Source organism: Spirosoma profusum, assembly GCF_014699005.1.
Lineage (GTDB): Bacteria > Bacteroidota > Bacteroidia > Cytophagales > Spirosomataceae > Spirosoma > Spirosoma profusum.
Genome location: NZ_JACWZY010000017.1, coordinates 58,547 through 72,141 on the forward strand (window position 1 = coordinate 58,547; position 13,595 = coordinate 72,141).

Consider the following 13,595-nt stretch of genomic DNA (forward strand, 5'->3'; position numbering starts at 1 on the left):
TTATATGTACTGCCGGGCACCCGTTACCCATTGCGTTTGGTCCACACGTTCGCAACGCGCCCAACGCCGGGCTTCCTCAATGCTAAAAGCAATAAGATGTTGCTTATCGAGTTCACCCTGGGTCAGCAACTGGTTAGCAATCTCAATCGCTTTCAACCGGGTTGTTGGGTTCAAAGAACGCATAGAGGATGGAAAATGAGTTGCTGTCCACATAGTAGTAGGTAGTTATTTATAGTTCATATAGCTTTTATTATGCCACTTCTTTTTTAAGCATTATAACCCCATACTACCAAACTTTAGTATATTGATTATAAAGTATTTACGAATAAGCAACCCAATAATATTAGTTGTCGCCTTTTTATTCAGAATTTAATTGTGTGGAATCCTATTACACATGTGTGTATATTTTTACCCACTCTATTTCACAAAAAATCCCGGCCATTTTTAGTAGCCGGGATTAGTAGAAGATTCACGAAATAACGTGTTACGTTAATCGTCTATTCGTTTCGGAAAATAAAGGCGGAACGTAGTGCCTTCTCCTACCTGACTTTCTACCTCGATAGACCCTTTATGGCTGTTGATGATATTCTGCGTAGCCGTTAGCCCCAACCCCATACCACCTGATTTCCCAGTGAAAAATGGATCAAAAAGTCGTTGTCGGTCTGCTTCACTGATTCCTCCACCATTATCAGAAATCTCTACGCATACCCGGTTTCCTTCCGCACAGCTTGTCCGCACCGAAACAATACCTTTGCCCTCCTCCATCGCTTCCACGGCATTCACCATAATATTCAGAATTGCTGTTTTCACTTGATCCCGGTCGAGTAACGCATGGCAGTCGTCGGTCGAATAGTGAACATCAATTCGCATCCGCTTCAACTTAATGCGGTCGCTGATGAACAGCAACGTTTCTTTCACAATCTGATTAAAATCCTGCTTTTTTCGATCCAATTCGCGGGGTTTGGACGAATTAAGCATTTCTGTAATCAGTTGGCCGATGCGGTCTACGTTCCGACCGAGAATCTCAGTGAACATGTTGACGTACTCGCTATCCGTATCCAGTTCATCTTTGAGTTGTTCGAGTGCCAGACTTAGATTTGTCAGCGGATTACGAACTTCATGAGCAATGCTTCGGGCAATTTTTCCGGTCATACTCAATTTTTCGGCCATAATGAGCTCCTGTTGCGCCCGTTTTTGGTCGGTAATATCCCGAACAATTCCCTGATACCATTCAGGTTCGCCCACTAAATCCTCAACGGCCCACACCGAAATCAGGCAAATTCGTTTACGGCCATTCCGATGAATCAGTACTGTTTCAAAATCTTTAATCTGACCGTGCTCACGGACTTTGAAACGTAATTTGCGAAGATGGTTCAGGTCGGCAAACAGACGGGCGGGATTTAAGTCGCGTAGTTCCTGGGGTGTATAACCCAAAAGTTGTTCGACAGACGAGTTGGCATCCTGAAACCGAAGGTTTTCGCTAGCCACGAAAATGGCGTCTATCGAACGCTCGAACAGGGAGCGGTATTTGTTTTCTTTCTGCGCCACTTCGGCAAGTACACTCGCCTGACGTAATGCGTAGCGAATGCTACGTCCCAACAACTGAGCGTCGATACGTCCTTTAACCAGATAATCAGCAGCTCCTAATTCAAGTGCCGACTGATCGACGGTGAGATCGTCCTGCCCCGTGAGTAGAATCATTGGGGCACGGCATCCCAGCCGGAAAGCTTCCTGAATTAGCTCAATACCAGTATATTGACCTAATCGGAAATCGACCAGATAAACATCGTATAGATTACTGTTGATGGCTTCGAGAGCCCGATCGTAGCTATCCACCCAGTCCAGTTTAATGGAAGCGTTTTCTTTGGCGGAAATCAGGGATTTGGTCAGCAGATAATCATCTTCGTCGTCTTCAATAAGCAGAACCCGAATGAGATTTCTTTCAGTAGAGTCGAGTATTTCGGGGAGGGGCATCATAAGTCACAAAATAATCAGAGCTCACAAACTATAAAATGTACGGTGGAGCATCATTTAGACCGGTGGTTACGGCAGCTTTACGGTATCCAGCCAGTATGTTTTTAAGGCAATTACCATTTCAACTAATCGGTTGAAATTAAACGGTTTCGTTACGAACGAGTTCACCCCAAGGTGATAGGTTTTCAACACATCTTCATCGGCGGATGATGTAGTCATCACTACTACGGGCAACCGACGCAACTCCATATCATCCTTGATTTCTTTCAGGGCCTGAAAGCCATTTTTACGGGGCATATTCAGGTCGAGAACCAGCAAATTTGGCCACGGGGCCGTCTCTTTCGTATAACGACCTGTATGCCTGAGATATTCCATTAATTCTTCTCCATCTTCAACAAACTGAATAGTATGGGTGTAACCACTTTGCCGAAGTGCCCGCTCCATAAATAAACGGTCGTCGGCGTCATCATCAGCAATAAGAATGGTCATCACAGTAGATTTACGGTGCATACAGGTCGGCAAAAGAAAAGTTACGGCTACCGAATAAAAACTAAATTCTTACGAATTGGTGAGTTTAGATAGTCTATTTGTAAAGCAGAATCTGATACTCAAAGAATGACTTAACAAGCAAACACATCCTTCAAATTTACTTAAAAACATTTATTTATTGGTCTATTTCTACGTACCAAAAAAATAAGTATGAATCTCTTTTTTTGGTACTAAAGATTTTTGGACGTATCACCACCTTCCATTCGCTAGTACAATACTAGTTTCTACTTACAATAGAAGAGTTGATTGTCAGCCTCTACAAAATGGGGAATATCTTTCCCGATAAATAGCCTGAGCTTCCTGCGGCTGGCACAGGCAAAATCCGTAATACACAAGGGTATACTGGCATTTGAGGCTGTTTTCAGGGATTTGGCACGGTTTTACCCACGCCGTCACGTAAGGCAATATACGTATCATATGCCGTTCATTCTTTTTAATCGTTATGAAAAAGTCAATCAACACCTTACTTGTGGCCGCTGCACTGACAGTCGGTGCACTTACCCTGAATACGTCTACTGCTAATGCACAGGCGCGGGTTGGTTTGAAGGGTGGTCTGAACGCCAGTTCACTATTTTACGATGGTCAGGGAGCCACTAACAGAAACGAACGTATCGGTTTCCATGCTGGCGTTTTTGCTCAGGCCCCTATCGGCGAATTTTTTGCTATTCAGCCTGAGTTGCTCTACATGACCAAAGGGGCTTCTGCTACGTATAACGCGTTTGGATTTAACGGACGTAACACATTCAAACTCAATTATGCAGAGCTACCCGTACTCGCTACGTTCAAGTTAGGTCCAACAATCGAGTTGCAGGCGGGTCCGTACGCGGCTTACCTGCTTAATTCAAATATCAACACGAACGGAGATTTCGGTATAGGTTCCAGTGCCATTAATCGCGATAATTTCAATACGTTCGATTATGGGATTGCCGGTGGCCTAAACTTTTACATTGGGAAAGGATTCATCGGCGCTCGCTACGAGCAGGGATTGCAGAATATCGCCAACAGTGGTGCCGCGAAAACAGTGCTGGGTAATGCCAAAAATGGCGTAGGACTGCTATCTGTGGGATTTAGCCTGAATTAAGTAATGAGAGTGCAAATGAGCGAAAAAGTGACTGGACGCTGCTGTCCTAATTCACTCTTTCGCTCATTCGCACTCTCACTATTTATAAATGTATATCGTAGGCTTTCAGCTTGTTATACAGCGTTTTGCGGTCGATGTTCAGTACTTCGGCCGCTTTTGTTTTATTGTAGCCGGTCTTTTCGAGAACTTTAAGAATGGCGATGCGTTCGGCGTTTTCGGAAACCGATTTCAGATTGGCCGCTGATTGACTAATAACGGGCACGCCAGGGCGAGCCGGGTCATAATGGACCTGAACAGTTGACGCTAAACTATCCTCGTGTGGGAAATACTGCGGAGAAATAATTTCATGAGGCAATACGTCAGCTTCAATGTACTCTCCCTGCGATAGTAGTACGGCCCGTTTCACTACGTTCTGAAGTTCGCGTAGGTTGCCGTGCCAATAATATTCCTTTAGTTTTTCTTTGGCTTCGTCCTCGAAACCTAAAATTTCTTTGTCCAGTTGACGATTTGCCAAGTCGAGGAAGTGATCCGCAAAAATCATAATATCGGCCTTGCGTTCACGGAGGGGTGATAGATGCAACTCAAATTCGGCAATTCGGTGATAGATATCTTCCCGGAATTTTCCCTGACGAACAGCTTCACGCAAATCTTCGTTGGTAGCGACAATGATACGTACATCAACGGGAATGTCCTGATTACTACCCAGCCGCCGAATCTTACGTTCCTGAAGCACACGTAGCAGTTTGATCTGATTGTCGTAAGAGAGGTTTCCTATTTCATCCAGGAAGATGGTTCCGCCGTTGGCGTACTCAAAGCTACCGGCTTTATCCGACATAGCTCCTGTAAACGAGCCTTTTACGTGTCCGAAGAGTTCGCTTCCCGCCAGTTCTTTGCTCAGCGCTCCACAATCTATAGCGACAAAAGGTTTATCGGCCCGTTTACTTTTGAGGTGGATTGCGTTGGCTACGAACTCTTTGCCTGTACCCGTTTCGCCGGTAATGATAACCGACATATCGGTTGGTGCAATCAGGTCTACGTGTTTCTGCAATTGCTCGGCTACCCGACTTTTCCCATAAATAAATCGCTTTCCGTCGGGAGCGAGAACTTGCTTACTTGCCGATGTTTTAGACGAGCTTGCTTTACCTGTCGAATCAGCGGACCCGGTTGACTTAGCCGCATTTAAGGACTGAAGCCGACGGTCGAGAGCGCCTTTGATGGTAAAAAGTATTTCGTCGGGGTAAAGTGGCTTCGTTACGTAGTCGTAGGCACCGTGTTTCACGGTCTGCACAGCTATCCGAACATCGGAATAGCCAGTAATGATAATGACAGCCGTGCTCGGATTCATGACTTTGATCCGACGTAGCATTTCCAGACCGTCAATATCGGGGAGTTTAAAATCGCAGATAACTAACTCGTAAGACTCTTTACGTAACAGCACGAGCGCGTCTTCACCGCGCTGCACCGATGCCGTTTTATATCCCTGCTTGGTCAGAAAACGCTCTAACAGCAGGCATATATCGTTATTATCATCAACAATAAGAATTTTTTCCATGAAGTAGTTTGCTCAGACAAACTATGCTCAGCAGTAGTATAACGAAAAGCGGAGCTGAATTAGCTGTATAAACAAAGTTACTCAAACCTGAACGGTTTGCAAAGCCATTTCAACGGAACGCCGGGTAAAGGGTTTTCCGATAAAATAGTCGGCTCCCTGCTCAGTTGCCCGCCGACGTTCAGATTGGCCGTCAAACGCACTGATCATGACAACCTTAGCAACTTGCTGTTCTTCCCGAATCGATGGAAGTAGGTCAAAACCCAGTCCGTCCGGCAAATTCAGGTCTAGAAAAATAGCATCAAACTGCTGTGTATGTAAACACTGTCGGCCTTCTTCGATAAAATGGGCGCATGTTGGCTGATATCCCAACCGACGTAATAATCCAGACAACAGTAAACAAATATCAGCCTCATCATCGATAATCAATACACGTTTCGATGCTGTTATATTTGTAGTAATCGCCATTGGCCTGTACTGTTGTCTTGTGTTAGCCCCAATCATTGTTCTTAACACGATAATTAATTTTTTACTTATATCATTATCTCATATAAAATATAGTGCCGAAATCGCGTCGTTTATACATTATATGCAGTGAGTAACAGAAAAAAGCAATGAATTAGGTATTTACATCTAAAATTTTGATTAAACCTTATAGTTTAAGATAGTTTAATGGTCTACTGACACACTGCCTCCTATCTCTAAATTGCGCCATTTTTCTACAATCATTCTACAGGTGTGGAATTTTATCTACACTTTCTGCACCATGTTTTTTTTGCCTGTACTACGCATAAAAATGCCTTTGTCCCTGTTTAAAGCTCATTTACAAGTGAATAAGGTCAAGTTTGCAGAATCTATTTCCTTTCCACTGAAGTTGGCACAAATTTTTCTTCTTACTTGAACAATTGCGAGATGGTTTAATTCTGATTTACTCACGATATACAATGGGCAACCTTCTTTACACAATCGCCGTAGTGCTGATTATAATCTGGCTACTTGGTTTCTTAGGAGTATTAGGAACCGGAATTGGTAGTAGTGGTTTGATTCACATACTACTGGTGATTGCCGTAATTGCCATTCTCCTTCGCCTGATTCAGGGGCGCGGAGTTTAAGGTAGAACATGTCAGCCCGAACGTGGGCTTTGGCGATAAAAAATTATGCGGTCTGTTCCGCGTCAAGATATTTTAGGTTAAGTACAAGTTACGGTGGGTACGGAATCCCTGCGCCAGATTGAGCGCGGGGATTTTCATTTACAGGTAGCATATACTGTTCAGTTCCTTTGTTACCTGTGCAATTAAACATCACACTTTACGACTTTGAGAAACGAATCGGGTAAAACGTGGACGCCCTTGTAGAAAAAAATCCTCAATACACTTGACATGAAGAACGTAACATAATTTCTATAACGCATTCGCTAACAGCGATTTATAATTTATTTTTCGGTACTGGTATAAAATTTTCTATAAGGTTGCTAATATTGAATTGTTAAAGTCATTTACTAACTAAAGAGACCATGAGATCATTACCAGGAGTTTTAGTCGGCTTGGCAGTAGGTGCTGTAATTGGTGTTTTACTAGCCCCCGAAAGTGGCAAAAAGACTCGGAAACGTATTTCGTCGGAAACAGACTCATTCTTCAAAGATCTTCAGGATCAGCTGCAAACTGGCTTAGACAGCATTAAACAACAGTATAACGATTACGTTGATACGGCCTCTGGTAAAGCACAGGAGGTTGTTAGCCAGGCCAAACGTAAGGCGAAACAATAGTCACCAATCACTCAAAACTATAGAATTATGAGAAGCACACGCGATTTTTTAACAGGTATCCTCACGGGGGTCGTAATCGGTATTCTGACAGCACCACGTAGTGGCAAAGAAACCCGCGAAAAACTATCTGAAGAAGCCAACAAACGTTCTGGCGATCTGAAAGATCAGTGGGAAAAGGGCGTTGCCCAGGTAAAAGATGGCTACGAACAAGCCAAAACACAGGTTAACCAGTATGCCGACAAAGCCAAAGAGCAATACAATCAATATAAAGATCAGGCTCAATCGGCTTTGAATAGCAGCAAAGAACAATACAACGATAAAGTAGATGAACTGGCCAGCAACGCGAAATCAGGCGTTGACAACACTAAATCATCTGCCAAAGTATAAATATTTGAGCACGTAGTGCTCACCCAGTATTTACTCAACGTCTATGAAAGTGAAATCCCCACCGGATCAGTCCGATGGGGATTATTTTTTGCACGTAGTACTACGTATCATTTCATTGATAATCGGGAACAATACGTTCATAAACGGGTAAATTAGTTGTCAGCGACGTTCCAAACATTTCCACATACGTAACGTGCGGAATCAGATGAGGTTTAGGGTCGATCTGAACAAATACTTTTCGTAAAGAGGCCCGTTGCCCGCTAATCAGCATAGTTGCCACCGGTTTCCCCTGATGATACGTTACCTGAAGCGGGCGCTCTTCAAACGCATGCAAACTGATGTCGTACGTATCTGAGACTGAAGCCGGTTTGTGTTTATATCCGTAAGCCATTCGCCACTGCATAGCCGACAAATCTTCGCGCTGGCCTTTTTCGGCGTAACGTATCCAGTACACATCCACCGGTTTTACAGGATCCAGTTTGTGGTTGGCCAACAAACGGGCTTCGTAGATGATAGTGTTGGCATCTTTGCTACGTTGCAGATAAAACAGCTGATTTGGCGAAGACTCGGGCACTGGCATTGACTCCCTGAGCGCCTGCGTCGGCAGAAAGCTCACTAGCAGCAAAACGGTCAGTAGTCCGGCGATACGTTTCGATTTCATAACATTTTTGGTTAGGTACCATTTTCCTTTCCAGGCCAAAATCTATAAACTGAACTGGAACGACAGCTTAACGGCAAACGGTGTTACGTTGGGATTCTGCCGATATGTCAGTCGGTGCATCGCTTCGACACGTAGCACTTTCAGTACGTTCTCAAAACCGTAGCCAACTTCCGCGTAAGGCACTTGTCTTAGAGCGTGAACAGGTAACGTTCCTTTAGCCCCTCCATCATTTACTACTAGTAGCTCGCGATTGCTATCACTTAGACTACCCCACAGTACCTTTCCCGTCACGAACGAGCGCCAACCCAACCGCCGAATAATTGGTAATCGGTTCGTAATCAGCCCCTCGAATTTGTGTTCGACGGCTACCGAAACGTAGCGGTCACTGACGAACTCGGCATAATTCATCAGGTTGAACGCGTTGCGGTTATAAAAAGGCGTCTGGTTTCCCAGATGGGCTTCCAGTAGCGGATAAGGTAGCGTTGATGGGGTATATCCTGCCCGCACGGTATATTGGGTACGTCCCAAAATACCCCAGCGTAGCGCGTGGTCGAGTTGAATCTGCCATTTGTGGTACGTTCCGAATTGTTTATCCGGAGTCTCCGCATTGCCCAGCGTGTAACGTAACGTAACAATTGGAGCCGCTTCGGTTGGCCGGCGCCGAATTTTACGGTTAGTAATACGTCTGGAAGGTAAACGACCAGGAGCGTACCGAGTCTCCAGAAACAGTTCGTTACTCTGAATGTTCAGCCCGGAAAATGCTGGATTATACGGTTCATCAACTTGATTCGAGAAGGTTGGAATTACCGAACGCATGTTACGTAGCCGTACGCCAACCGTCTGCGTGAAATCGGGGCCTAAATCCCGCTGGGCTGTCAGCGCCGTTTCGCGTTGATAATACGCCTGTCGGTACTTGCCAAACCGGCTCGTGATGCGGAAAAACGAGTTATCTACTAAATCTTCCTGACGTAAGCCCAGTTGTTCCAGTTCATAACTATGTCGCAGCGTTATCAGCGTCATTGGCCGACGGTTTGGAATGAAATTTACTTCCCAGCCTGTTTTCCAGATTTTATCCCGCGTTCCATACGCGCCATAAGCCGACAACTGCCAGTTCCGGCTGAACATATTATTCGTCTGTAAGCCCAAACGCAGTCGATTGCCTTCTACTGAATTACGCGCCCAGAGTGAATAAAGAGAACCGATATCGACACCTCGCATCAGTGGCAGATTACCACCATTGAGCAAAAACTGCCCAACCTTCGTATATGTCCTCACAATGGATAAATTCCGAACGGTATCCAGCAGGGCGCGGGTCTGATCAAACTGTTTCGACAAGTCAGTTTGCTCGCGTTGAGCTGGCCAGTAATCAGCGGGTGATTGTGCACGATCGTCGGCCAGTTCTATTTCTGTTACAAAGAAATCAACGTCTTTGGGTTGATTGACCAGCGGCTGACGAACGGTAGTCAGGAAATCGACTTTAGCACCGAACGTATGACTAACTAGCTCGCCTACCTGCGCCGATACATGCGTTGACTCTGGCAGCCAGTACTGACCAGCCACCTCGTAGGTTTGTTCAATATCAATCTGATTTATGAAATTGATATTCGCTATCTTGCCTACCTTCGCTTCAATCCGAACCAACGCATAACTCAACGTATCGATCCACATCTTTCCCCGAAAGACCAGATCGCGTTCATTTTTCGGGTCGAAATCAATACCATAGCACGTATGCTGACCAATCTGCGTAGTGTCGGCCAGAAAATAGGTGTATGCCGAACGGCCGCCATCGGCCAGCGGTGAGATAAATTCTTTGCTAAACAGACCAACCTGATTTTTATAAAAATTAAGTGTGTTAAAACCTGCCCCCGTAAACTGTGCTACGTAGCTATCGTCGGTAATGCCAACACTGTTGATGTTGGTCTTCAGAATTTGTTCTTTGGTACGTTGTGGATGCTGCCGAGCATATAGCCGCGAGATGGTTTCAGACAGGAAAACAGGCAGCTCAGCCGCTTTTTTACCGCCCTGTTTCTTTTCCAGTGCCTCGAGGATGGCACGTATCGGTTTGCGCTGACGGAAACGATCGTCAAGCTGATTGATACTGATTCCCAATTGACTATATGCTACGTACTCATACCCACGTAGCTGACTGTAATCGTTCTGTTTCCGGTGCTCGTGAACGGCTCGTAGGATACGAAAAGCGGGGTTCTCTCCTGCACGAACGACCACTTCGGTCAACATAGATGCGGCTGGTTCTATTGCTACGTTCAGCGTAGACGTAGTGACGGCAGCTTTCGCAAGTTGGTAGCCCAACGCCGAAATCACCAACGTATCGGCTGGCTGACGTAGTTGAAGTTGGAAATTACCATCAACATCAGCCTGTGTACCAACGGCTTTGCCTTTAACCGCCACCGACGCAAACGGTACGCCCTGGCCAGTACTTTTGTCCGTGATCTTTCCCGAGATAGTTCCTGGATTCGCCGTGGATTGGGCACGCACAACTAATTGACTAAAAATCAGCAGGGTAAATAAACCCAAACGTATTCGAAATGGTACGTTGTTCAGTGCGTTCGGCAAGAGCTTAAGCCGACGTAACAATGTGATGGATGGAAGTAAATTTATCGTGTTCATGTTGTTTACTGTACTCATCGTACGTCTATGACCACTCAGTGGTGATTGTCCCCTATGCGAGGCCAATGTTTTTCTGTCGTACGATCGACATGACAAATCTCTACGTAGTGCTTTCGTTATAAAAGTTATTGGTCTCTGAACTAGCAGTATCTAACCTTCAACAGGCGGAATAGCTGTCTGAATTGTAAGGTTGTAGCCTGGACTGCTACGTTATAAACAGCAGAAGGCCGGTTCAAGCGAACCGGCCTTCTGCTGAGAAATTTATAAAACGCTACGTGTCTTATTTCTTCGTTACCCGAATTGAAATCCGGCGATTTTGCTGCCGGCCTTCTTCCGTATCGTTCGACGCAACAGGATGCTCCTGGCCGTATCCCTCAGCTTCCAGCCGGTCTTTGTCGATACCCATTTTCTCCAATTCGGCACGTACCGAATTTGCGCGGTCCTGAGAAAGTTTAAGGTTACTAGTTGCGTTGCCCGTGTTATCGGTATAACCGCCCAATTTTACGTTTACGCCTGGATAGGCTTTCAGAATTTCGGCAATGTTTTTCAACTGCTCCTGCGATTGCGGCTCTAGTACTGCACTACCCGTCTGGAACAGCAGCCGGTCGAAATCGAACCAGGTTTCTTTATCAACAGGCTTATCTCCCTTAATGAAGGTCAGCAGTTTATTCTCGATGCCGAACTCAGGAATATTCAGTTCGACACCACTCGTGAGCTTCTGGATGCTGAATTCACCCAGACTGGCGTTTGGCGTACTCACTTTATCGTTATCGGCAGCTGTCGATTGCTCGAGAGGCACTTCTGTGCCAGCGGCTTCTTTTCCTTCCAGGTTATAACCCGGCGTTTCAGACGATTGAACGGCGATATACGGAGCTATAACCAGCGATACAATCGACATCAGTTTAATCAGAATGTTCATCGATGGACCTGACGTATCTTTGAAGGGGTCACCAACCGTATCGCCCGTAACAGAAGCTTTGTGCGGTTCTGACTTCTTGTAATACATCTGTCCGTTGATCTCAACGCCTTTCTCGAATGATTTTTTAGCGTTATCCCAGGCACCACCGGCGTTGTTCTGGAAAATACCCATCAGTACGCCCGAAACCGTTACACCAGCCAGCAGACCGCCCAGTACTTCAGGGCCAAAGATGAAACCAACGATAACCGGTACGGTCAGCGCAATAGCACCCGGTAGCACCATTTCCCGAATAGATGCCTGGGTTGAAATAGCTACGCATTTATCGTACTCCGGCTTACCCGTTCCTTCCAGAATACCCGGAATTTCGCGGAACTGACGACGTACTTCCTCCACCATTTTCATGGCGGCCCGACCAACTGCAGCAATGGCCAGCGACGAGAAAATGAACGGAATCATGGCGCCCACAAACAGGCCAGCCAGTACGTCAGCTTTATAAATATCGATGGCAGAAATGCCCGAAATCCCAACGAAGGCGGCAAATAGAGCTAGTGCCGTCAAAGCGGCTGACGCAATAGCAAAACCTTTACCCGTTGCAGCCGTCGTGTTACCAACCGCATCGAGAATGTCGGTACGTCCCCGAACTTCTTCGGGCAGGTAACTCATTTCAGCAATACCACCCGCGTTATCGGCAATTGGTCCAAAGGCGTCGATGGCCAACTGCATGGCTGTGGTTGCCATCATACCAGCCGCCGAAATAGCCACGCCGTACAAACCAGCAAAGTGATACGATGTATAAATACCAGCCGCCAGTACCAGAATCGGCAATACCGTTGATTCCATACCGACAGACAGACCACCGATGATATTTGTAGCGGCTCCCGTTGCCGATTGACGGATGATAGACAGAACCGGACGACGCCCCATTGCCGTATAATATTCCGTAATCGACGATATCAACGCACCAACAACAAGCCCCGTCAGAATGGCGTAGTAAACATCCATTCGCGAGAACTCCACCCCACGAATTTCCATAGTTATATCGGGTAGAACTGCACCAACCAGAAAATAGGAAACAACAACGGTCAGAATGATCGAACCCCAGTTACCCATGTTCAGGGCACCCTGCACACTACCATTGTCGTCTTTTACACGTACCAGATAGCAGGCTAAAATCGAGAAAATAAGCCCTAAACCTGCAATTAAAACAGGCAGAACGATTGGCGCATGGCCAATAATATTACTGGCTTCTGGAATACGGATTTCGCGGCCCAGTACCATCGTCGCCAGAATCGTTGCTACGTATGAACCGAACAAGTCGGCACCCATACCTGCTACGTCGCCCACGTTATCACCTACGTTGTCGGCAATGGTTGCGGGGTTACGCGGATCATCTTCCGGAATACCAGCTTCTACTTTACCAACAAGGTCAGCACCTACATCGGCAGCTTTGGTGTAGATACCACCACCCACACGCGCAAACAAGGCAATCGACTCGGCACCAAGGGAGAATCCAGCCAGAACTTCAAGCGCCTTTTCCATCGGCAATCCATTTACATCACCGAACGCGCCACCACTACCCGCAACATAAGTATTATATAAAAGAATGAACAAAACGCTGAGACCCAGCACCGCCAGACCTGCTACGCCAATACCCATAACTGAACCACCCGTAAACGATACGTCCAGGGCGCGGGTCAGGCTCGTGCGAGCTGCTTGTGCGGTACGAACGTTCGCTTTGGTAGCGACTTTCATTCCGATATACCCCGCCAGTGCCGACGTAAAAGCACCGAAGGCAAAGGCAATACCAATTACCCAGGATGAGTTTTCGACTTGGGAGCCGGCGAACGAAAGCAGGGCGGCTACGATTATACCAAAGATGATAAGAACGCGCCATTCCGCTTTGAGGAAGGCTATGGCTCCATCAGCAATATATCCTGATATTTCCTGCATTCGGGCATCACCGGCATCTTGCCGCGATACCCAAACGAATTTGGCGAACATAACCGCCAGACCCACCAGACCCAAAAATGGGACGATGTAAAGACTATTATTCATCGACTTCGTATAAGTTTGAAAAAAGTA

12 protein-coding genes are annotated in these 13,595 nt (G+C 46.2%); 4 read left to right on the forward strand and 8 right to left on the reverse strand.

The genetic code is table 11. The annotated features are described in order from the left end of the window. The 3 genes from IC229_RS19295 to IC229_RS19305 form a co-directional block, all read right to left on the reverse strand. Positions 1 to 183, reverse strand: a complete 183-nt coding sequence (locus IC229_RS19295) for a DUF2188 domain-containing protein (protein WP_223834079.1) — start codon at positions 181 to 183, stop codon at positions 1 to 3. A gap of 306 nt (positions 184 to 489) precedes the next feature. Next, a complete protein-coding gene (locus IC229_RS19300) occupies positions 490 to 1,977 on the reverse strand; it encodes a hybrid sensor histidine kinase/response regulator (protein ID WP_190888646.1) in 1,488 nt (495 codons plus the stop codon). A gap of 66 nt (positions 1,978 to 2,043) precedes the next feature. Beyond that, entirely contained in the window at positions 2,044 to 2,484 is a 441-nt protein-coding gene (locus tag IC229_RS19305; RefSeq protein ID WP_223834080.1) for a response regulator, read from the reverse strand. Between the two features lie 481 nt (positions 2,485 to 2,965). Between IC229_RS19305 and IC229_RS19310 the strand changes: the two genes are divergently transcribed. Beyond that, positions 2,966 to 3,604, forward strand: a complete 639-nt coding sequence (locus IC229_RS19310) for a porin family protein (protein ID WP_190888647.1) — start codon at positions 2,966 to 2,968, stop codon at positions 3,602 to 3,604. Positions 3,605 to 3,686: 82 nt separating this feature from the next. Here the strand turns inward: IC229_RS19310 and IC229_RS19315 are convergent, their stop codons facing one another. Further along, the gene (locus IC229_RS19315; protein WP_190888648.1) at positions 3,687 to 5,156 is read right to left on the reverse strand and encodes a sigma-54-dependent transcriptional regulator; all 1,470 of its coding nucleotides are present in this window, start codon (positions 5,154 to 5,156) and stop codon (positions 3,687 to 3,689) included. Positions 5,157 to 5,237: 81 nt separating this feature from the next. Further along, a complete protein-coding gene (locus tag IC229_RS19320) occupies positions 5,238 to 5,621 on the reverse strand; it encodes a response regulator (protein ID WP_223834081.1) in 384 nt (127 codons plus the stop codon). A 476-nt stretch (positions 5,622 to 6,097) separates the two neighbouring features. On the opposite strand from IC229_RS19320, the gene IC229_RS19325 reads away from it, so the two are divergent. The 3 genes from IC229_RS19325 to IC229_RS19335 all read left to right on the forward strand — a co-directional run bounded on the left by IC229_RS19325 (position 6,098) and on the right by IC229_RS19335 (position 7,305). Beyond that, positions 6,098 to 6,265 (forward strand): lmo0937 family membrane protein, encoded by a 168-nt coding sequence (locus tag IC229_RS19325; RefSeq protein ID WP_190888649.1) that lies wholly within the window; start codon positions 6,098 to 6,100, stop codon positions 6,263 to 6,265. Between the two features lie 401 nt (positions 6,266 to 6,666). Next, positions 6,667 to 6,918 (forward strand): YtxH domain-containing protein, encoded by a 252-nt coding sequence (locus IC229_RS19330; protein ID WP_190888650.1) that lies wholly within the window; start codon positions 6,667 to 6,669, stop codon positions 6,916 to 6,918. Positions 6,919 to 6,945: 27 nt separating this feature from the next. Continuing rightward, the gene (locus IC229_RS19335; protein WP_190888651.1) at positions 6,946 to 7,305 is read left to right on the forward strand and encodes a YtxH domain-containing protein; all 360 of its coding nucleotides are present in this window, start codon (positions 6,946 to 6,948) and stop codon (positions 7,303 to 7,305) included. Between the two features lie 112 nt (positions 7,306 to 7,417). Here the strand turns inward: IC229_RS19335 and IC229_RS19340 are convergent, their stop codons facing one another. The 3 genes from IC229_RS19340 to IC229_RS19350 all read right to left on the reverse strand — a co-directional run bounded on the left by IC229_RS19340 (position 7,418) and on the right by IC229_RS19350 (position 13,568). Then, positions 7,418 to 7,966 (reverse strand): DUF4833 domain-containing protein, encoded by a 549-nt coding sequence (locus IC229_RS19340; RefSeq protein WP_190888652.1) that lies wholly within the window; start codon positions 7,964 to 7,966, stop codon positions 7,418 to 7,420. Positions 7,967 to 8,008: 42 nt separating this feature from the next. Continuing rightward, the gene (locus tag IC229_RS19345) at positions 8,009 to 10,594 is read right to left on the reverse strand and encodes a DUF5686 and carboxypeptidase-like regulatory domain-containing protein (RefSeq protein WP_190888653.1); all 2,586 of its coding nucleotides are present in this window, start codon (positions 10,592 to 10,594) and stop codon (positions 8,009 to 8,011) included. A 280-nt stretch (positions 10,595 to 10,874) separates the two neighbouring features. Next, complete coding sequence (locus IC229_RS19350; protein ID WP_190888654.1) at positions 10,875 to 13,568, reverse strand: sodium-translocating pyrophosphatase; 2,694 nt, start codon at positions 13,566 to 13,568, stop codon at positions 10,875 to 10,877. Positions 13,569 to 13,595: the final 27 nt, after the last annotated feature.

Coding starts and splice junctions, on each gene's coding strand:
- IC229_RS19295 (WP_223834079.1), bottom strand. CDS start 183: ATGCGTTCTTTGAACCCAACAACCCGGTTGAAAGCGATTGAGATTGCT.
- IC229_RS19300 (WP_190888646.1), bottom strand. CDS start 1,977: ATGATGCCCCTCCCCGAAATACTCGACTCTACTGAAAGAAATCTCATT.
- IC229_RS19305 (WP_223834080.1), bottom strand. CDS start 2,484: ATGCACCGTAAATCTACTGTGATGACCATTCTTATTGCTGATGATGAC.
- IC229_RS19310 (WP_190888647.1), top strand. CDS start 2,966: ATGAAAAAGTCAATCAACACCTTACTTGTGGCCGCTGCACTGACAGTC.
- IC229_RS19315 (WP_190888648.1), bottom strand. CDS start 5,156: ATGGAAAAAATTCTTATTGTTGATGATAATAACGATATATGCCTGCTG.
- IC229_RS19320 (WP_223834081.1), bottom strand. CDS start 5,621: ATGGCGATTACTACAAATATAACAGCATCGAAACGTGTATTGATTATC.
- IC229_RS19325 (WP_190888649.1), top strand. CDS start 6,098: ATGGGCAACCTTCTTTACACAATCGCCGTAGTGCTGATTATAATCTGG.
- IC229_RS19330 (WP_190888650.1), top strand. CDS start 6,667: ATGAGATCATTACCAGGAGTTTTAGTCGGCTTGGCAGTAGGTGCTGTA.
- IC229_RS19335 (WP_190888651.1), top strand. CDS start 6,946: ATGAGAAGCACACGCGATTTTTTAACAGGTATCCTCACGGGGGTCGTA.
- IC229_RS19340 (WP_190888652.1), bottom strand. CDS start 7,966: ATGAAATCGAAACGTATCGCCGGACTACTGACCGTTTTGCTGCTAGTG.
- IC229_RS19345 (WP_190888653.1), bottom strand. CDS start 10,594: ATGAACACGATAAATTTACTTCCATCCATCACATTGTTACGTCGGCTT.
- IC229_RS19350 (WP_190888654.1), bottom strand. CDS start 13,568: ATGAATAATAGTCTTTACATCGTCCCATTTTTGGGTCTGGTGGGTCTG.